Origin of the sequence: Agrobacterium sp. T29, assembly GCF_006970545.1 — a bacterium.
Classification (GTDB): domain Bacteria; phylum Pseudomonadota; class Alphaproteobacteria; order Rhizobiales; family Rhizobiaceae; genus Agrobacterium; species Agrobacterium leguminum.
Genome location: NZ_CP040641.1, coordinates 1,953,561 through 1,973,574, shown reverse-complemented (window position 1 = coordinate 1,973,574; position 20,014 = coordinate 1,953,561). Strand labels below are relative to the sequence as shown.

Sequence of the window (20,014 nt, the reverse complement as noted above, 5' to 3'; positions counted from 1 at the left end):
ACACCCAGGAAACAAATCAAGGATGTTTCAGTGATAGGATCTTTTTTGTCGCCAGACGACAAGAAGTTGCTTGCGCGACTTTTTAAAGAAAATTTCAAAAAGCACGTTGGTTGGTATTCCGTAGCTATCGCTGCCATGTTTGTCGTTGCTGGCACGACATCTCTCAGCGCGTGGATCATGCGCGATATCGTCAATAGCGTTTATCTCAAGCGCGGTTTCGACGTCGTCCTTGAAATCGCCTTTGCGGTCGCCGCCATCTTTATCGTCAAGGGCTTCGCGACATTCGTCCAAAGCTATTATCTCAGCAAAGCGGGCAATAGTATTGTTGCCGAGCAGCAACGAAAAATCTATGACAGACTCCTCAAGCAAGGCGTATCTTTTTTTCAGAACATGCCTTCTTCGGAGTTGCTCGTCCGTGTAACCTATAACGCCCAGTCAGCACGTAACGTCATCGACACCATCGTGACGTCATTCGTTCGAGATCTATTTTCCCTGCTCGGTCTGATTTTCGTAATGTTCGCTCAAAATTTTCTATTGAGCGCCATCTCTATGATCATCGGTCCAATAGCAATATTCAGCGTTCGATTGGTGCTCAAACGCGTGCGTAAAATCATGGAAGCAGAGCTTGCTTCCATAGGCGAGATTGTCAACGTCGTACAGGAAACGAGCATAGGCGTTCGTGTGATAAAGGCGTTTTCACTCGAGAAACTTATGCGCCAACGCATGGACAAGGCAGTTTCCGATGTCGAGCTGCGCTCAAACGGCATCGCAAAACTTGAGGCCGCAACAAGCCCGATCATGGAAACACTCTCGGGCCTTGCCATCGCCGTGGTCATTGCAGTTTCGGGTTACACCGTGCTTGAGAAAGGCGGCTCGCCAGGCGATCTGATGGCCTTCATTACCGCCCTGCTCTTAGCCTACGAACCTGCCAAACGCCTCGCTCGTATGCGCGTGCAAATTGAAGGTGGCATGATTGGCGTTCGCATGATGTTCCAGGTGCTGGATGCGCCTTTGACGCTTACCGAAAAGAACGATGCCCTGCCACTGCCCAAGGCGAGTGGTGATGTGGAGCTGAAAAACGTCAGCTTCGAATATGTTGCCGAACAGCCGGTCTTGAAGGACGTCAGCATTCTTTTCGAAGGTGGCAAAATGACCGCCTTGGTTGGCCCATCGGGCAGCGGTAAATCCACCATCATCAATCTGATGATGCGCCTTTACGATCCACAAAACGGCTCTGTCGAAATCAACGGCATGGATTTGCGCGACGTTTCCTTCGCCAGCCTGCGTGAACATGTATCCTATGTCGGTCAGGAAACGTTCCTGTTCTCGGGAACCGTTAAACACAACATTTCTGTCGGCCGGGACAATGCAACCGACGAAGAGATTATCGCCGCCGCCAAGGCTGCAAATGCGCATGACTTCATCATGAGAATGCCGGACGGCTACGACACGAAGCTTGGCGAAAACGGTTCGGGCCTGTCGGGCGGCCAGAGACAACGTGTCGCGATTGCGCGCGCAATGCTGCGCGACGCAGACATATTGATCCTCGATGAAGCGACGAGCGCACTGGATTCGGAATCCGAGGCTCTTGTCCGCGATGCCCTGGAACGTCTGACATTGAACAAAACATCGATCGTCATCGCGCACAGGCTTTCCACGATCAACCGTGCAGACAAGATTGTGGTGATGGATAATGGCGAGGTCGTAGAGCAGGGAAGCCGTCGCGAACTGCTCGCAACGGATGGCCTTTACAAGCGGCTTCACAGCATACAGTTCGAAGCCGACGTCGCCTAATCTAGACAGGATCAGGCAGCATTCTCGCCGCCCGATCATGTCCCGTGGAGGGCGCTACGATGGCGTTGGTCCAGCCGGCCTTGCCCACGATTTTTCGTTTTGGTTGTAGGTGTACTTGGCACGATTAAATCGCCGTTCGTTCGGGCGGGCCGAAGAATCGTAACGACTGCGCATAACTCGGCGCCGCACCCCCTTAAAGTCGGCGATGTGGTCAAACCCGGCATTGATGGCCTTGGCAGTGAGCGCCAAATCGTGACAACATTTTGGCGTTCGAGAACAACGGAGACCATGGACGCAATGGCGGCAATCGAAAAACTGGCGGAAAGCTTCACTACAGCGAGCCGCGAGGGGGCGAAGATTTCTCTGGCGGCGGTGCAGGCGGAGGGTCTCATTCCTGCTACGCTTGGAGAGGCTATGGCGGTCCAGCGGGCTTTTGCTGAGAGCCGGGCAGAACCGGTTGCCGGCTGGAAACTAGCGATTCGCGCGGATGGCGAGGCCATTGGGGCGCCCATGTTCGATTGTGTGCGGGTCAATGAAGCCAATGCCGCTTCTTTTCCCCATGGCGGCACCGAAGGCATCGAGGTCGAGATCTGCTTTACGCTTTCGGCGGATATTCCCGCTGCGGCGGCGGGGCCGCTGACAAGAGCCGACCTGATAGGATTTATCGACAAGGTCCATCTTGGTGCTGAACTTCTCCGCTACAGGCTGGTGGAAAAAAATCAGGTGCCGTTTCCGCTTTTTCTCGCGGATCGTCTCGCCAACCACGGCTTCGTCATCGGCCCGGAAGTCGATAAGGACATCGTGGACATCTTTGCCGGAAATGGCGAGAACCTGCCGCAGCTCACCGTTACCGAGGGGTCGGTATCGCTGTTCGATGCTACGGTAAAACATCCAAATGGCGATCCGCTCGCGCCGCTGGTTGCCTTTGCCAATGCGGCATTCAACACCGGCGAAATGCTCAAGGCGGGCAATGTCGTAACGACGGGCAGCCTTTGCGGCGCGATACCGAGCACACTCGCCGGCGAGACGCACATAGCGCTGAAATCGGTTGGCGCCTTCACGCTGTCCGGTCCGAGACCATAGGCGTCCGGTCAGCCGGACGCTCTTTTTTTTCAGCCTCCTGCCGTCTTCATCCCCGCCGCGACTTCCGATGCCATCGGAAGGTCATTTCACTCGCCCATATTCGCCGAGAAAATCGAGCAGGGCCCGGATTCGGGCGGGAAGCGGCCCGCGCTGGCCGACATAAACGGCATGAAACATTTCCGTCTCACCCGTATCGAGGTGATCGAGCACGGAGACAAGCCGGCCCGCTGCGATATCCTCCCGCACGGTGAAGGCGGCAAGGCGGACCAGCCCGACACCGGCAAGGGCAAGACGGCGAAGGCCCTCGCCATCGCTAACCTGCACGCGCCCCGTCGCCGGGATAACGACGGTCTTTCCAGCGTCCCGCAACGGCCACCCGTCGACTGACCGGGCATAACCAAATCCGAGCCGATTGTGATCTTCCAGATCGGCAATGGTTTGCGGCACGCCGCAACCCTCCAGATAAGCCGGGGCGGCGGCGATGATCATCCCTGTCTCACCGAGTTTCCGGGCAACGAGAGTTGAGCTTTTGAGCGGCCCGGCGCGCACCGCGACATCCATGCGTTCCGCAAGAAGGTCAACCACCATATCCGTCTGGACGATATCGAGCGTGATGCCCGGATGAAGCGCCAGAAACCGTGGCAGGATGGGCGCAAGAATATGCGTTGCATAGGACGCGCTGGTGTTGATCCGCACGCGGCCGACAGGCTGTTCGCCCTCACCGGCGGCGCGTTCGGCCTCTTCGAGATCGGCGAGGATGCGGGTGGCCCTTTCATAGAAGGCGCAACCCTCCGGCGTTATCTGAAGCTGCCGGGTGGAACGGTTGAGCAGGCGCGCGCCTAGGCGGCTTTCCAGCCGTGCGATCAGCTTGCTCACCGCCGAAGGCGTCATGTTTGCCGCCGCCGCCGCGCGGGAAAAACCGCCGAGTTCGACGACCCGCACGAAGATTTCCATCTCCCCTGCCCGGTTGATCTCCAGTCGCGCCATGATGACTTCATCTCACAGGTGATAGTATTTTCGGCATTCTATTTCATTGAAGAGCGAGCGTCTATCTTCAGGCGGCGATTGGAACGCATCGCAATCTTCATCTGCCAGATCATGACGGGATGGACAGAGTGCGGCGCGGCCAGAGCCCCGCCCGCGACCATTTCGAAGCAACAAAGGAACGCCCCATGGAATATCGTCATCTCGGCCAATCCGGCCTGAAAGTGCCGGTCTTGAGTTTCGGCACCGGAACCTTCGGCGGCTCCGGCCCGCTCTTCAGCAACTGGGGCAATTCAGACGCCACGGAAGCCCGGCGCCTGATCGATATTTGCCTGGAAGCCGGCGTCAACCTGTTCGATACCGCCGATGTCTATTCCAATGGCGCATCGGAGGACGTGCTCGGCGAAGCCGTCAAGGGACGGCGCGACAGCGTTCTGATCTCAACCAAGACCAGCCTGCCGATGGGTGACGGTCCGAACGAGGCGGGCTCGTCCCGCTTCCGGCTGCTGCGCGCGGTGGATGACGCCCTGCGCCGCCTAAAGACCGACTACATCGATATCCTTCAGCTCCATGCCTTCGATGCCTTCACGCCGGTTGAAGAAGTGCTGTCGACGCTCGATACGCTCGTCCGCTCCGGCAAGGTGCGATACACCGGAGTCTCGAATTTTTCAGGCTGGCATATCATGAAATCGCTTGCCGTCGCGGATCGATATGGCTGGCCGCGTTATGTGGTCAATCAGGTCTATTATTCCCTGATAGGCCGGGATTACGAGTGGGATCTGATGCCGCTCGGCGTGGATCAGGGTCTTGGCGCAATGGTCTGGAGCCCGCTTGGCTGGGGGCGGTTGACGGGGAAAATCCGCCGCGGCACGCCGCTGCCCGAAGGTAGCCGCCTGCATGAGACCGCCAGCTTCGGCCCGCCGGTTAATGATGAACAGCTCTACCGCGTCATCGATGCGCTCGACGCTGTCGCGGAAGAAACCGGCAGGACGGTGCCGCAGGTCGCCCTCAACTGGCTGCTCAGACGCCCCACTGTTTCCACGGTCATCATCGGCGCGCGCAATGAGGAACAGCTTCGCCAGAACCTCGATGCCGTGGGATGGGAACTGACGTCCGCACAGGTAGCGAAGCTGGACGAGGCCAGCGAGACGACTGCTCCCTATCCGCATTTCCCGTATCAGCGCCAGGAAGGCTTTGCCCGGCTTAATCCACCGGCCGTAACACGTCAGACTATGCCGTTCTAAGGCAGGGTCAGGCCGCCTGAACGACGGGCGGCCTGACAGATGCGGAGCTTCAGGCGGCTTTGTTGGCGGAGCCTGCGTCCACCCGGCCCGAAAACCAGTTTGCCAGGATTGCGCCGGAAATATTGTGCCAGACGCTGAAAATGGCGCTCGGAACCGCAGCGAGAGGCGAGAAATAGGCCGTGGCAAGTGCAGCGCCAAGGCCCGAATTCTGCATGCCGACCTCAATCGCAATGGCCTTGCGCTTGGCAAGCGACAGGCCCGTTGCCTTTGCCGCGAGGTAACCGAGGAGATAACCAAGCCCGTTATGCAGCACGACGACGGCAAAAATCATCAGCCCGGACTGGGCGATGGACGCCTTGGATCCTCCCACCACCGCCGAAACGATGAGGACGATGCCGATGACGCTCACCAGCGGCAAAGCCGGAACGGCGGTCTTGACGAGACCGGGCAGCAGCTTCTGCAGGGCGGCGCCGAGAGCGAGCGGAACCAGAACGACCTTGACGATGCTGAGGAACATGGCCCAGCCGTCAACCGGCAGGAACTGGCTCGCAAACAGCCAGACGAGGAACGGCGTCACCAGCGGCGCGGCAAGCGTGGTGACCGAGGTGCAGGCAACGGACAAGGCGACATCGCCCTTGGAGAGATAGGTCATGACATTGGAAGATGTGCCGCCAGGGCAGCAGCCGACCAGAATGACGCCGGCAGCGACTTCCGGCGGCATGGGAATGATGCGGGTGAGCAGCACCGCCAGAAGCGGCATGATGAGAAACTGGCCGAGCACGCCGATCGTCACATCGAATGGCCTTTTGACGACCTCCCTGAAATCATCGACCGAAAGTGTCAGGCCCATGCCAAACATAATGATCGACAGGAGCGTGACGATCCACGGCGCAATCTGCTTGAACGTATCCGGAAAAAAGAAGCCGAGCACGGCGAACAGGATGACCCAGGCGGCAAAGGTCTTGCCTAAAAAAGCCGAAACGGCTGCCAGTGTTTTCATGTCTATACTCCAAAATGAACACCTGATCCGTCTAGACCGCGATGTCACTGTGTCAAGGTCACAACGAACGGCGAGCGGCCGCTCGATGAACCATTTGGAAAAAGATTGAACGCAGGTGGCACGGCGACCGGGCTTTCGGCGATGTCAGATCGCAATCCATGGCTGCCGCTTTCCGGCGGATCGCGGGACAAATCCGGTATCCGATCCCGGTCTCTTCACTCTTAAAAAAACCTCTTGACCTGAACCATGGTTGAGGTCCTAGAAGTACTGTCACCTTGTTTTCGCAAGGCTCTTTCCATGCTCTTGAGCGAACAGTTGACAAAGGATACCCCATGGCTTTCCAGCTTCCCGACCTCCCCTATGCCCATGATGCGCTCGCCCCCTCGGGCATGTCCGAGGAGACGCTGAAGTTCCATCACGATCTTCACCACAAAGCCTATGTCGATAATCTCAACAAGGCGATCGTCGGCACCGAATGGGAAAACAGGAGCCTCGAAGAGATCGTCCGGGGCACCTATGAGACGGGTGCAGTGGCGCAATCCGGCATCTTCAACAATGCCTCCCAGCACTGGAACCACAATCTCTTCTGGGAAATCATGGGGCCGGAAAATCATGCGATCCCCAAGGTGCTGGAAGATGCGCTGACGCAGTCCTTCGGCTCGGTCGCGCTGTTCAAGCAGAATTTCGCCCTCTCCGGCGCCTCCCAGTTCGGTTCCGGCTGGGCGTGGCTGGTGGTGGATGCCGACGGTTCGCTGAAGATCACCCGCACCGAAAACGGGGTCAATCCGCTGTGCTTCGGGCAGAAGGCGCTTCTTGGCTGCGATGTGTGGGAACACAGCTATTACATCGATTTCCGCAACAAGCGCCCCGCTTACCTCGAAAACTTCCTCGACAATCTGGTGAACTGGCAGGCGGTCGCCGCCCGCCTTTGATTTGAGCCCCACCGATCCGGCCGGTCCCGCTGCCCTGGGCGGCCGGCCGGATCAGGCGCAGCCGGACAGCCGCCGTCCGGCTGCAACTCTCTTCGAGCGTCTCAATGCCCTATGTCGTCACCGAAAACTGCATCGCCTGCAAATATATGGACTGCGTGGAAGTCTGTCCGGTCGAATGTTTTTATGAAGGCGAGAACATGCTCGTCATTCACCCCGATCAATGTATCGACTGCGGGATATGCGAGGGCGAATGTCCCGCCGCCGCGATCCGGCCGGATACCGAAGCGGGACTGCATGTCTGGCTCGACCTCAATCGCCACTATTCCGGCATCTGGCCGCGCGTGCACGAGAAAAAGTCACCGCCTGACGATGCCGACATCATGAATGGCGCTGCGGCGAAGATGTCCATTTTTTCGAAAAATCCGGGAGCGGGCGGTTAGCCCGGCACATCATGTCTCATAATCTCAGGCTGATCGATGGCGGTGTGGTCAATCATGCGCATGTTCCGCTGAAAGCTTGCGCCTCTCCGATGATCTCCCCGCGTGAATTCAAGGATTCAATGGCCGGCCTAACCTTCACCGTGGCGGTGGCCACGGCCTGCCACGCCGGAGAGCGGGTTGGGCGCACAATCACCTCCTTCATGCCGCTCAGCGCAGAACCGCCGCTTCTGATGATTTCCATCGACGCCAGCAGCCTCATGGTCGATCTCATCGCAGCGAGCCGACGCTTCTCCGTTGCGGCACTGGCCAGAGGACAGGAGGAGATTGCCGATGTCTTTGCGGGCAAGGGAAATCACCCGGACCGGTTCAGCTTCGGAGACTGGGATGCCTGGCCGTCAGGAAGCCCCAGACTTGCCGATGCGCTTCTGTCCATGGACTGCGAGCTTGTCGGTTCCATCGATGCCGCAGACCATATTCTGTTCGTGGGCGCCATAGCCGAAGCGATATCGGATCGGCTGCGCAAAGCCCTGCTCTGGAGCGAACGCGCCTATACCGGCACGGATCAACGTCATTCCCTCTAGATGGTCCGAAAAGGCTCCTGCCGTCGCCGTGACCTGCACGGCTGGAGAAAATCCGCGCAGTCAGTGCCTGTCATTATTCGCACGGGCAAAGCTGCCCGGAGCGACACCCGTTCTCCTGCGGAAAGCGGTGCTGAATGCGCTGGCGGATTCATAACCGATCTCATCCGCTATATCGTCGAGCGACTTCACCCCGCGCATCAGCGCGTCCCTGGCAAGCGCCATCCGCCAGCGGGCCAGATATTCAATCGGCGCGCAGCCGAGCATTTCATGAAAACGCGCTGCGAAGGCCGAGCGCGACATGCCGGCGATGCCGGCCAGTTCGACCACGGTCCAGTTCGCGCGGATATGGGCGTGCATGGCGGACAATGCGCGGGCAAGCCCCGGCAAACGCATTCCCTTCACCAGTCCCGCCGGAATAGCCTCGTTGCCCGCGTTCGGCCGACGCAGCACTTCAACCAGCAAAACCTCCAGCATGCGTCGGATGATCAGTTCCTTGCCCGCATCCTCGCGCACGCATTCTTCCGCCAGCAATTCGATCAGACGCGCCAGCCGGGATGCTCCGCCCTCACCCGCCGGCACATGGATCAACTCGGGCATCAACGAAAGCAGCAGCGCCGCATTGACCCGCTCGAACGTGAAACTTCCTCCGAGCGCGACGAAATCCGGCTCCCCTTCCCGTTCCCCATGCCGCACCGCCTGATCTTGCGGCTCGACCGGAATGCAGTCGACGTCGATATCGCTGCAAAGCGAGAAGGCGGGCGTGGAGGGCAAAAGCAGAAAATCGCCACGCGCCAGCCGCAGCGGTTCCCGGCCATCGATCATGACCCAAGCCGCGCCGGCCAGCACGACGGCAAAACCTGGCGCATCATAGGCGCGATAACGCACGCCCCATCGGCCTCGTCCGGAAATCGGCTTCGAAACGGCGGCGCTCGGCCGCAAAAGATCGATGATATCGCTAAGAGGATCCATTGTCTGGACGATCAATAATAAATTATGGAGTTAAGAGCATATATCATCCAAAACAGGTCGTCTATCTCCGTCCATATCGAACAATGGAGATTATGATGACCAGAACGATCCTCATCACCGGCACCTCATCGGGCTATGGCAAGGCAACCGCCGAATTCTTCCTTTCGCGCGGCTGGAATGTCGTTGCGACCATGCGGCATCCGGATCCCAACCACTTCGTTGGCGACACTGAGCGGTTGCGCGTCCTGCCGCTGGATGTGACGGACGAACAAAGCATCGCGGCGCTGATCGATACGGCAGGTCCGGTCGATGTGCTGGTCAACAATGCCGGCATCGGCATGGTCGGCGCTTTTGAAGCGACGCCCATGTCGGCAATCCGCACAATCTTCGACACCAACAGCTTCGGTGCGATGGCAATGACGCAGGCGATAATCCCGCAGATGCGAAAGCGCCGATCCGGCACGATCATCAACGTCACTTCCAGCGCCACGCTCGCCTCCTTCCCGCTCGCCGCCGCCTACACCGCCAGCAAGCAGGCAATCCAGGGTTTCTCCGGATCGCTTGCGCATGAACTCGGTCATTTCAACATCCGGGTGAAGCTGGTGGAACCGGGCTATGCCCCGACCACCCGCTTCACGACAAACGCCATCCTGCCGCTGGAGCAGCTCCTGCCGGAAGACTACATGGACTTTGCAGGACCAATTCTTGAAGGATTCGCCAAACCGGCCATGACGACCAGCGAAGACGATGTCGCCGAAGCGATCTGGAGCGCCGTCCATGACCTATCCGGCCAGCTTCGTTTTCCCGCAGGTCCTGATGCAATTGCGCTGTCTCGGGCGAACTGACGACCGATAGCGGCCTGACCGGACATTGCTCGGTTGCGGCGCTTCAGCCGGCTGATATGCAGATGGCAGATGTTTCAGCACATCTGCCATCGACTTTACCAGGATGATGGCGACGGCGCTTCGAGACGCTTGCTCATCTTGCCCATGCTCTACCCGTCGCGCCGGGGGCCGTCTTCAGCCAGCCGGTGAAAGCATCGGCCTCATCCGTCTGGATCGCTCCGACGCCGGCCTCGGCGAGAGCGCCCCACACGGCTTCAGGGTCCGCCAGCGCGCGCGTATCGTTGAAATCCAGGCAATGGGCGACGTCGAGCGTGTTGATCCAGAGACGGATGTTCTGGCGCTCCATCTCCGCACGACCTTCAGCCAGATCGGCTATATCGGTGAATTTCACCTCTATCATCGGCGCACGCAACGCCTCGATACGGCGCAAATCCTCCGCAAACTTGCCCTTCCGCACCGGGAACATCGGCATATGCGGGATCTTGCCGAACCAGTGCGCATCCAGCACCTCGAAACTGGGGGCTTCCGGGTCGATATCGGTCTTAACCAGCACCTGATCCTGAATATCGAGCCGCAACACGGTTTCCATGACCAGCGGCAGATCGCGGGCGAATTTGGTGTCGATATTGACGGTGATCCTGCCACGCGCCTCTTCCAGCAATTCTTCCAGCGTCGGCACGCATTCATCGGTCACGTCAGCCGCATCGCCACCCGCACCGGCCTTCAGTCTTGCAGCGCGGACCACCTCGAAGGGCAGCGCATTCACGAGGCCCTTCCCCGTCGTCGTGCGGTCGAGTGTCCCGTCGTGAATGACGACCAGCCGGCCATCGGCCGTCGCCTGCGTGTCGATCTCGATCATCTCTACCCCCGCCGCAACCGCGGCACGGACGGAAGCCAGCGAATTTTCGGCGGTGGCGGTCCAGAAACCGCGATGGGCAACGGTCAGGATGGCCGGATTGTCGCGCGAGCAGAGCGTAAGAACATTGCAGGGGCTGGAGGTATTTCGGGAGGCGGCAAGGGTTTGATGCATGATTTTCGCTTTCAGACGTTGTGTTTACCGGCGCTGGTTGCCGGGGTCAGACTTTCCCCATGCCCACGGTCGAGGCGGCTCCTGCGAACCGGTTGTTGACCGTCTGGATTTAATACACTCATAGTGTAATATTTATAACAGGATCCATGAAAAGTTATGTCAGCCACGGTGGTCCGCATTGCCGCCGCCCCGCACAGCCATTATCCAGAGCGATGACCATGGATCAGACCCAGCGCCAGAGTTTCGACCGCCAGCCGCTTGCCAGCGAGAATGAGCGCCTCGTTCTCGATATCGTCCGCCGCCACGGCCCCATCGCCCGCGCATCGATCACCGGCCACACCAACCTGACGCAGCAATCCGTGCACCGGCTGATCGAAGGCCTGCTGGAGCGCCGGCTTCTGCGAACCGGGGCGCCGCTCAAGGGCACGCGCGGCCAGCCGAGCCCCACCATCGAACTGGTGCCGGAAGCGGCCTATTCGCTTGGCATTTCCATCAACACCGACTCCGTGGTGATCTGCATCGCCGATCTCCGCTGCGACGTGATCGTCGAGGAAAAACTGAAGATGCTTCCGAAAGACCGGGAGGAGACACTTGCGACCTTGTCGCAGGCCCTCGAACGGCGGCTCTCGGAACACGGCATCCCACGCGAGCGCCTGCTGGGCCTCGGTTTTTCCATGTCCGGCTTCTTCGTGTCGGAAGACCGCGCCTTCAACGCGCCGGAGCCCCTGCGCGACTGGTCGCTGATGGACCTGAAGCCGATCCTCGAAGAGAGGTTCCGGCTGCCGGTCTGGCTGGAGAACAATGCCACCACCGGTGCGATCGGTGAAAGCCTTCGCGGTGTCGGCTCCTGGTGCCAGACCTTCGCCTATCTGTCCTTCAATTACGGTTTCGGCGGCGGCTTGATCCTCGGTGGCCAGCCGTTTCACGGCTTTCATGGCAATGCCGGCGAATTCAGCGGCATATACAGCCCGGATGAATCGCCCAAACGCCCGGCCCTGCAATATCTGATCGCCACGCTCCAGAAAAACGGCGTCGACATCCATTCCATCGAAGCGCTCTATCAGCAATTCGACCCCGCATGGCCGGGCGTCGAGGAGTGGCTCGCCGAGACGATGCCGCAGGTGGACAGGCTGGTGGCGAGCCTGATCGCGGTTCTCGATCCGCAGGCCATCGTCTTTGGCGGGCAATTGCCGCGTGCGCTGGGCCAGATGATGATCGAACGCGCGCACATGCCCTCCCGGCGCGAACATCGTTATGGTGTCGGGCCAAAGGAGGCGAAGCTGGTTCTCGGCGAGGCTAAGGGCGATCCCTCGGCTCTCGGCGCGGCGCTGTTGCCGCTCAGGGTGCGTTATTTCCTGTAACTCAGCCCAGGCGGCCTGATGTAATCCCGCAACAATCATCACGGAAACGTGAGCCTGATTTCGCCACCGGTTTTTTACTGGTTGGCAGCTTGCATCCGAAGGCGATAAATATGATTGCAACTATCATGTTTATCGCGACATGACGCAGCATATCCGGCTGCTTCATGCGCCAAGCCAATACGCCACCGGGTCGATTGATGAGCAAAGCCCTGTTACAGGTTCTCGATGCCGAGGAGGAAAGCCGCCTGATGCGGTTTTTCCGCCGGCGCCTGCAGAACCGGGAAGACGCCGCCGACGCCATGCAGGAAACCCTGCTGCGGGCGCTGGAGGTTTCTCATGCGACGCTGATCGACAATCCACAGGCCTATCTCTTCCAGATCGCCCGGTCCGTCGCCCGCCTGACCGCCATTCGCCAGTCGCGCGAGCGGCCGCTATTTGCACCTTACGAAGCGGGTTTTGCCGTTGCCTGCGAAGAACCGGGGCAGGAGCGGATCGTCGCCGGGCGGCAGCACCTTATTTTAATGGCGCGGGCCATCGAGGCCCTGCCCAAGCGTTGCCAGCAGGTCTTCGTGCTCAGCCGCCTGCATGGCCATTCCAATGGCGAAATCGCCGCCCGTCTCGGCATTTCCCGCAACATGGTGGAAAAACACATCATCAAGGCGCTGCTGCACTGCCGTCAGGTCCGCGCGCAAATAAAAATGTAGACCGGCATCAGGTGTTCGCATCCTTTTTCACTCTATAAGGGAAAAGGACCACATCCCAGCACGCAACAAACGGCAGATCAGGACATGAACAAGCGCCCGGACGGTCTGGAGGATAACGGCTTGACCGATGACGCTCTGGCCGAAGAGGCCGCGCTGTGGGTGGCGCGCATGCAATCGGCAGACGCGACGGAAGCGGAGCGCGAGGCGTTTCATGTCTGGCTGCGGGCCGATGCCGCCCATGCCAGCGCCTATGAGGACATGCAGAGCCTCTGGGGCGAGCTTGGCGATATCGAGCTTGCGCCGGTTGAACAGCGAAAACGGCGCGGACCTCGCCGGGCAATGCTTGCGGGTATTGCCGGTCTCTGCCTCATCGGGCTTGCAGCGCTGTTTGCGGAGAAAAGCGGATTGAAGGATCGCTGGCAGGCGGATTATTACACCGAAATCGGCGAAACACGCCTGCTTTCGCTGGAAGACGGCAGCCGCATCAGCCTGAACACCGATACCGCGATTGCGGTTCATTATTCGCAAAAGGAACGGCGTATCACCCTTCTTCGCGGCGAAGCCTATTTCGATGTCGCCAAAAACCCGGAGCGGCCTTTCATTGTCGAGGATGGAGCGCTGACGGCAAAGGCGCTCGGCACCCATTATTCGGTGCGCACCGGCAATGGCGCGCTGCCGCAGGAGGTGCAGGTGGAGGAAGGCCGGGTGGAAGTGACCACAGGCGGCGAGATCGCCGTGCTCACGCCCGGAGAGACCGTGACCCTTGGCGGCGACGGCAGGCTGGTGCGCGCCCGCAAGGATGTCGCCAACAGCATGGCCTGGCGCGAAGGCAAGCTCGTCTTTTCCGGCCAGCCGCTGCGCGAGGTTCTCGATATTCTCTCGCAATATCGCCGGGGCCGCATCGTCATCCTCGATGAGGCGGCGGCGAGGCAGCACGTCTCCGGCATCTTCGATCTCAAAGACACGGATCAGGCGCTCACCATTCTCGAAGAGAGCCTTCCCGTTTCGGTATCGCGGCTTTCCGGAATGCTGGTTTTCGTCCGCTCGCGATAAAATAACTTTTTTCGCAGATCCGACGTCAGGAGTCGGCCCGCCTTTTCACTCTAGGCAATCAGGACCCGTTTAAGCGGGGGGCATGAGATCACGAGTGAGAGGGAATGACATGAATTTGGGCAAGCAGGCACGCGGCTGGTTCTGGCTGACGACGACGGCGATCATCGGGGGTATCGTCGCCGCAGGTCCGGGCGCCACGGCCGCTAGCGCGCAGACACCGCCCGCCGCAAGCGGCGCACCTGCCACCGTCACCGTCTCCATTCCCGCAGGGCCGCTGGAAAACGCCATTCTCAGCTTCGGCCGTCAAGCCAATCTGCGCATGGTCTACCCCTCCGCGATCACCAGGGGTCGCAGCACGGCCGGCGTCAAGGGCACGCTCAGCGTATCGGCGGCCGTCAGCGGGCTTCTGGCCGGATCGGGACTGAACTACGCATTGGCCGGCGGCAATACCGTCCGCATTTTCGATCCCGCCAGCCAGACAGGCGAAAGCGGCGGTTCGGCTGCCGCCGGCAGCACCCTGCTTGCGCCGATCACCGTGCAGGGCACCGGCCTTGAAGGCGCCAGGGGCATCATCCAGAGCAATGGCTACGTCGGCAAATCCGGCCGCACCGCCACCAAGACCGATACGCCGGTCGCCGAAACCGCCCAGTCGATCACCACCGTCAGCCGCAAGCAGCTCGACGACCTGAAGCCGCAGAACCTCTCGGAAGCACTGAACTACACGCCCGGCGCGCGCATCGGCCAATATGGCGCGGAGCCGCGTTTCGACGCCTTCAAGGTGCGCGGCACCGATCTCAGCACCACCGGCATCTTCCGCGACGGCCTGCGGCAGGTCAGCAGCCAGAACGGCAGCGCCCGGCTTGAGCCCTATGGCGTGGAAGCGGTTTCCATCCTGCGCGGCCCCGCCGCCTCCATCTATGGCGCCAGCAGCTCCGGCGGCATTGTCGATATCATTTCGAAACGCCCGACCGAAGAGACGCTGCGCGAGGTGGAGCTGCAATATGGCTCCTTCGGCCGCGTTCAGGGCGCTTTCGATCTTTCCGGCGCCGTCGATGACGAGAAGACCATGCTTTACCGCCTGACCGGGGTGGCCCGCGACGGCCGCAACGAAATCAGCGCCATCAAGGACGACCGGCTGTTCATCGCGCCGGCCTTCACCTTCCAGCCGGATGCCGGCACCAGGCTGACGCTGCTCGGCGAATATATGGACAGCACCACCGGCGGCACCTGGGGATACATCAACAATTACGGCAGCGACGGCAAGTCGATCGGCGCAACGCCGGTTTATGGCGGCGATTCCCGTTTTAATGATTTCGAGCAGAAACAATGGCGTATCGGCTATGAGTTCGAGCATGAAATCAACGACAACGTCACCTTCTACAGCAAGGCGCGTTATTCGGGGCTTTCGGCCGACCAGCAATGGGTCTTCGCCAACTATCCCGGCATCACCATCGAAGACAATGAAGGCGTCTCCGCCGACAATTACCTGAAGACAGTATTCGACACAGGCCCGGCGAAACATACGCTGCTGACCGGTATCGACTTCAGCCACATGTCCTACACCTCGAAACAGGGCAGCGGGCCGGACCTGTTCACCGACACCTATACATATACGCCGGATGTATCGCTGATATTGACCCAGCGGATGAACACGCTCGGTATCTATGCGCAGGATCAGGTCGAAATCGACCGCTGGCGCCTGACGGCCGGCATTCGTCACGACTGGCTGGATACCGAATATCAGGCCCAGACCGTCGGAGGCGCAACGGCTCCCACCTATGACGGCGATGAAACCAAGACGACCGGCCGCGCCAGCCTCGGTTATGTCTTTGACAGCGGTGTGATGCCCTATGTCAGCTACGGCACCTCCTTCGTCGCCAATCCGGGCGTCATCATCACCACGGGCACGGTAACGGGACAGGCGCAGCCGACTGTCGGCAAGCAATATGAACTCGGCGTGAAATATGCCCTGTCGCAATATAACGCCCTGCTAAGCGCCGCCTTCTTCAATCTCGATCAGGACAATGCGACGGTCTACGAGACCTCGTCCGGCATCAACCTGCTGCGCCAGCTCGACCTGCGCTCGCGCGGCGTGGAACTCGAAGCCACGGCCTCGCTGGACAATGGCTGGAGCCTCATCGGCTCCTATTCCTATAATGACGTTGAAATCACCAAACTGACGTCGGAAACGGTGGGCAAGCAGCTCAATTCCTCGCCCTATCACACCTTCTCGCTGTGGGCCGATTACGAGTTCCAGAGCGGCGCGCTCGAAGGCCTCGGCATCGGCGCGGGGCTGCGTTATGTCGGGTCGAGCTTCGGCGACAACCAGCACACGCCCATTCTCGACAACGAGGCCCGCACCTTCGTCGACGCATCGCTCCGCTACGATCTCGGCAAGGCCCTGCCCTCGCTGGAAGGTGTGAAACTGCAGATCAACGCCACCAACCTTCTCGACGAGGTGAAACAGGTCTGCACCACGGGCTTCTGCTATTATGACGAAGGCCGCAAGGTCGTCGGCAGCATCCGGTATCGCTTCTGATGCTGCAGCAGAACCCTGCCACAACCAAGCCGTCGCCGGCCGCCGTCTTCGTGGCGGTTGGCGGGCTTTATGTCGGCCAGAGCGTGATTGGCGGGCTGACCTTTCTCGGCCTGCCGGCGGTGCTCAGAACCGCCGGGCTGCCGCTGGACCAGATCGGCCTGCTTTATCTCGTCGTTCTGCCCTGGGCGCTGAAATTCCTCTGGTCGCCGCATGTGGAGCGTTACCGGCTGCCGCCCGTCGGCAGGAACCGGTCGCGGGTGATCGTCGGCACGGGCATCGCCGCCTGCGCCTGCGGCCTCGCTGTTCTTGCATTCACCGGCCCGTCGCCGATTTCCGTCGCAATCGCCATCCTGTCGGTAATCGCGCTGGTGACGGCGACAGTCGACATCGCCTGCGACGGCTATGCGGTCGAAACGCTGGCGGAAGAGCATCATGGCTGGGGTAACGCCGCACAGGTGGGCGGCTCCTATCTCGGCTCCGCCATCGGCGCCGGCCTGTTTCTGGTACTGGTGGAGCGCGCCGGCTGGACGAGCGCCACGCTGGTCATGGCCGGGCTGGTCATCCTGCTCGCGCTCCCCTTCCTGCTCGGCCCGGCGGCAAGAACGGTCACGCAAACACGGGACCACCTGCCATCGATCAAAAACGCGCTCAAGCGACGGGAAGTCCGCACCGGGCTTCTGGTCGCGGCTGTTTATGTCGCGGCGCAAAAATGGGGTCTGGCAATGCTCGGCCCTTTTCTGGTCGATTACGGTTTCGATCTCGCCACCATCGGCGCGCTGAATGGCGTGGGAAGCATGATCGTCGGTTTCGCCGGCGCGCTGCTCGGCGGCACGCTGGTACGCCTCTACGGGGCGTCACGAATCCTGCTCATCGCCATCTTCGTGCAGACGGCGCTGTTGTGCCTTTTCGCCTATTTCAGCGTTCATCGCGATATTTCGCAATGGGTCGTCATGGCGGTTGCGGTGGCAAGCTCGTCGGGCATCATGTCCATCGGCTTCGTCGCGCTTTACGCCTGCTTCATGGGCTGGTCCGACCCCCGGCAGGCCGGGGTCGATTTCACCCTGTTCCAGTGCATGGATGGCGTTGTCGGCATGATCGGCGGGTTGGGCGCAGGCGCGATCGCCGAAAAATTCGGCTATCAGGCCTCCTTCATCATTGCCGCCATCGTTTCGGTGCTCGCCGCACCGGTCATCTTCCTGCTGATGCGACGGCGGAATTCTTGAACCTAAGCCCCCGGGCGCGGCGGCTTAAACCGCGCCCGGGGGGCCTCTTGTATCGGCTTATTCGACCACCACCGACAGTGCCGAGCCGGTATAGACCGGCCGCAGCTTCACATTGCCCGCATCTATCGTGGCGAATGTCCCGGTCAGGCCGTTGGCGGAGATCACGTCGAACCGCGTGCCGGCGGCCGGCGCGCCGCCATCGAAAGCGAGCTTCAGCGTCGCGCCGTCCAGCACCGCATTGCCCTTGATCCGAAGCACAGCCTTCTGCGGGTCGACCGCCAGCGTGCCGCCCGACTGCGCATAGTCGCCGCCGATGACAATATCCGTCTCTCCGCCGAGCGAAAGCGTGCCGCCGCTGACCAGCACGCCGCCGGTTCCAAGCGCATCGGCGGACGACGCCACCAGCGTTCCCTCCCTGAGAATGGTGCCGCCGCCATAACTGTTATGGCCGCCAAGCGTCAGCGCTCCGCTGCCGGATTTGACGAGACGCCCTGCCCCGGCAATATCGTTCGTCCATCTGTCCGCCGCATTGAACCCGCCGGCGGCAGCGTCCATCGTCACCTCGACATCGCCGTCAAACGCGCCGTAACCGCCGGCGGCAGCGACCAGATTGATGCGGCCCCAGCCATTGCTGTCATCCAGCAGCGGATAACCGGCCTCGATGCCGGTGGAAAACAGCACGGCGCGGCGCTGGGCGGCATCGAGATAGGGCAAACGTGTCTCCAGCAGGACCTCCGCCCCCTTCGGCACCACCATCGGCGCATCGCCTGCGGCCCTGTCGCGGCTGAAGGAATAGGTCATGCGCCTGCGATAATCCGCCCCGTTCTTCGTCGCATCGGCAAATTGGTCGACATCCGGCTTTGCGCCATGGGCGAAATCGATGAGCGACTGGCCCTGCGGCAGGCGCTTAGTGAAATAGGTCTGCAAGGCCCCATGCGCGGCCTTCTTCACCTCGGCATTTTTCGGGTCCTGCAACATGGCGGCAGCCATGGCGGTTGCGGTGATGCGGCCGCCGATCACGTCGAGCGGCGAATGCATGCCGGCGACGATGCGGCTCTCGCCGAGTTCGGAGGCAGCCGTCAGCAATTCGGAAAAGCGCTCCGGCACCGCATAGGCATAGGCAATGGCAGCAAGATAGGCGGCATTGGTGTGCCCGCTCGGGAAACCGCCATCCTTGCCGCGCCCGCGATTTTCCCGCGCATATTTCAGCGCCGGCACGATGACGCCCGGATCGCTGTCATGGCTTTCGAAGCTGCGGTCGCCAATCGTCTCCTTGCCGGTCTCGATCACTTCGCCTTTGTCGTTCATGCGCCAGGGCCGAGGTGAGGAATAGAAATACTTCGCCGGCGACGTCGTGCCCTCCGGGCCGCGGATCACCTTCATGAAGGCGACGAAATCCTTCAGTTCGCTATCGGCTGCACCCGCCTCGGTGCCCTTGTCGTCTTCCTTGCGGGTGATAACCTCGTTCGGGTCGAAATCCGTAAGCGTATGATTGATCGTCGTCGTCGCGCCCGCCCCTTCGCGATACCAGGCGGCAAGCGGCCCCATGCCGTCGATGACGCTGTAACCCTGCGAACGGCGATCATTCATATAGGCTTTGAAAGCGGCAGCGCGCGTGCGGTTCTCGCCGGTGACGGACAGCACGTAACGCATGTTCTCCTGCCAGACGGCGGGATCGACGATCTTCACATGGCTGAAATCCGCCGGGCCATCGCCATTGGCGCCGCCATCCGCCCATTTTTCATCGCCAAGCGTCCAGATGCGGTTGAAACCGGAGAGGATTTCGATGATCGGGTTGTCCCGGTCATCATAGGCGCGAACCGCCTCGCCCTTCTCGTTCTTGCCGGTCTGGTTGCGATAATTGTCGGCAAGCGGCAGCGGATATGTTGCCGCCGGTTCCGGCACCGTAATCGCATAACCCTCACCTGCCGGCCCGGTGCGATCGAACGCCTGCGCGCCCGGAACCAGAACCAGCAATGCGACGGAGGCGAGCAGGCTCGAGCGAGCGGAAAAGAAAGACGACATCTTCAGTCTGGCCATGACGAATCCTATGATTTTCAGCGAGTGACGCGTGACGAAAACAGGCGGCGCGGCGTTCCGCGCGCCTCATCGTCAGGTTTAAACGGAGCGTATTTCAGTTTTTCGATGGGCCGCGGGAACGGCTCCCTGCGGCAGTTCCTCCAGCGAAAATGCGCCGTCTTCGGAAAGAAACGGCGCGATATGCCCGGAGCG

Annotated in this window: 17 protein-coding genes; 12 read left to right on the top strand and 5 right to left on the bottom strand. The window is 60.6% G+C overall.

From position 1 onward, the window contains the following. The first annotated feature begins 30 nt into the window (after nucleotides 1-30). The gene (locus FGF54_RS24120; protein WP_142781409.1) at nucleotides 31-1,794 is read left to right on the top strand and encodes an ABC transporter ATP-binding protein; all 1,764 of its coding nucleotides are present in this window, start codon (nucleotides 31-33) and stop codon (nucleotides 1,792-1,794) included. Between the two features lie 297 nt (nucleotides 1,795-2,091). Next, nucleotides 2,092-2,877: a 2-keto-4-pentenoate hydratase gene (locus FGF54_RS24115; protein WP_168208231.1), complete on the top strand. Its 786-nt coding sequence runs from the start codon at nucleotides 2,092-2,094 to the stop codon at nucleotides 2,875-2,877. A gap of 81 nt (nucleotides 2,878-2,958) precedes the next feature. Here FGF54_RS24115 and FGF54_RS24110 read toward each other — a convergent pair whose 3' ends face one another. Next, nucleotides 2,959-3,864, bottom strand: a complete 906-nt coding sequence (locus FGF54_RS24110; protein ID WP_142781407.1) for a LysR family transcriptional regulator — start codon at nucleotides 3,862-3,864, stop codon at nucleotides 2,959-2,961. 185 nt (nucleotides 3,865-4,049) lie between these two features. Here FGF54_RS24110 and FGF54_RS24105 point away from each other — a divergent pair, with 185 nt between their 5' ends. Further along, on the top strand, nucleotides 4,050-5,105 hold the full coding sequence (locus tag FGF54_RS24105) for an aldo/keto reductase (RefSeq protein WP_142781406.1): 1,056 nt from the start codon (nucleotides 4,050-4,052) through the stop codon (nucleotides 5,103-5,105). A gap of 49 nt (nucleotides 5,106-5,154) precedes the next feature. Here FGF54_RS24105 and FGF54_RS24100 read toward each other — a convergent pair whose 3' ends face one another. Further along, nucleotides 5,155-6,105: a bile acid:sodium symporter family protein gene (locus FGF54_RS24100; RefSeq protein ID WP_142781405.1), complete on the bottom strand. Its 951-nt coding sequence runs from the start codon at nucleotides 6,103-6,105 to the stop codon at nucleotides 5,155-5,157. 332 nt (nucleotides 6,106-6,437) lie between these two features. On the opposite strand from FGF54_RS24100, the gene FGF54_RS24095 reads away from it, so the two are divergent. The 3 genes from FGF54_RS24095 to FGF54_RS24085 all read left to right on the top strand — a co-directional run bounded on the left by FGF54_RS24095 (nucleotide 6,438) and on the right by FGF54_RS24085 (nucleotide 8,058). After that, on the top strand, nucleotides 6,438-7,037 hold the full coding sequence (locus FGF54_RS24095; protein WP_142781404.1) for a superoxide dismutase: 600 nt from the start codon (nucleotides 6,438-6,440) through the stop codon (nucleotides 7,035-7,037). Nucleotides 7,038-7,141: 104 nt separating this feature from the next. Further along, nucleotides 7,142-7,477, top strand: coding sequence for a ferredoxin FdxA (gene fdxA, locus FGF54_RS24090; protein ID WP_142781403.1), 336 nt, complete (start codon nucleotides 7,142-7,144; stop codon nucleotides 7,475-7,477). An 11-nt stretch (nucleotides 7,478-7,488) separates the two neighbouring features. Continuing rightward, nucleotides 7,489-8,058: a flavin reductase family protein gene (locus FGF54_RS24085; protein ID WP_168208230.1), complete on the top strand. Its 570-nt coding sequence runs from the start codon at nucleotides 7,489-7,491 to the stop codon at nucleotides 8,056-8,058. A 60-nt stretch (nucleotides 8,059-8,118) separates the two neighbouring features. Here the strand turns inward: FGF54_RS24085 and FGF54_RS24080 are convergent, their stop codons facing one another. Continuing rightward, nucleotides 8,119-9,027, bottom strand: coding sequence for an AraC family transcriptional regulator (locus tag FGF54_RS24080; protein ID WP_142781402.1), 909 nt, complete (start codon nucleotides 9,025-9,027; stop codon nucleotides 8,119-8,121). Nucleotides 9,028-9,122: 95 nt separating this feature from the next. Between FGF54_RS24080 and FGF54_RS24075 the strand changes: the two genes are divergently transcribed. Next, on the top strand, nucleotides 9,123-9,872 hold the full coding sequence (locus FGF54_RS24075; protein ID WP_142781628.1) for an SDR family oxidoreductase: 750 nt from the start codon (nucleotides 9,123-9,125) through the stop codon (nucleotides 9,870-9,872). A 133-nt stretch (nucleotides 9,873-10,005) separates the two neighbouring features. On the opposite strand, the gene FGF54_RS24070 is transcribed toward FGF54_RS24075, so the two are convergent. Next, nucleotides 10,006-10,902: a glycerophosphodiester phosphodiesterase family protein gene (locus FGF54_RS24070; protein ID WP_142781401.1), complete on the bottom strand. Its 897-nt coding sequence runs from the start codon at nucleotides 10,900-10,902 to the stop codon at nucleotides 10,006-10,008. A gap of 212 nt (nucleotides 10,903-11,114) precedes the next feature. Here FGF54_RS24070 and FGF54_RS24065 point away from each other — a divergent pair, with 212 nt between their 5' ends. From FGF54_RS24065 to FGF54_RS24045, 5 genes are all read left to right on the top strand, one after another. After that, nucleotides 11,115-12,263, top strand: coding sequence for an ROK family protein (locus tag FGF54_RS24065; protein WP_142781627.1), 1,149 nt, complete (start codon nucleotides 11,115-11,117; stop codon nucleotides 12,261-12,263). Nucleotides 12,264-12,460: 197 nt separating this feature from the next. Next, the gene (locus FGF54_RS24060) at nucleotides 12,461-12,967 is read left to right on the top strand and encodes a sigma-70 family RNA polymerase sigma factor (RefSeq protein ID WP_020808834.1); all 507 of its coding nucleotides are present in this window, start codon (nucleotides 12,461-12,463) and stop codon (nucleotides 12,965-12,967) included. 84 nt (nucleotides 12,968-13,051) lie between these two features. Then, nucleotides 13,052-14,020, top strand: a complete 969-nt coding sequence (locus FGF54_RS24055) for a FecR family protein (protein ID WP_142781400.1) — start codon at nucleotides 13,052-13,054, stop codon at nucleotides 14,018-14,020. A 109-nt stretch (nucleotides 14,021-14,129) separates the two neighbouring features. Further along, nucleotides 14,130-16,559, top strand: a complete 2,430-nt coding sequence (locus tag FGF54_RS24050; protein WP_142781399.1) for a TonB-dependent siderophore receptor — start codon at nucleotides 14,130-14,132, stop codon at nucleotides 16,557-16,559. Further along, nucleotides 16,559-17,782, top strand: a complete 1,224-nt coding sequence (locus tag FGF54_RS24045; protein WP_142781398.1) for an MFS transporter — start codon at nucleotides 16,559-16,561, stop codon at nucleotides 17,780-17,782. The genes FGF54_RS24050 and FGF54_RS24045 overlap by 1 nt, the downstream gene beginning before the upstream one ends. A 57-nt stretch (nucleotides 17,783-17,839) precedes the next feature. Here FGF54_RS24045 and FGF54_RS27780 read toward each other — a convergent pair whose 3' ends face one another. Further along, the gene (locus FGF54_RS27780) at nucleotides 17,840-19,822 is read right to left on the bottom strand and encodes a phosphatase PAP2 family protein (RefSeq protein WP_142781397.1); all 1,983 of its coding nucleotides are present in this window, start codon (nucleotides 19,820-19,822) and stop codon (nucleotides 17,840-17,842) included. Between the last annotated feature and the right edge of the window lie 192 nt (nucleotides 19,823-20,014).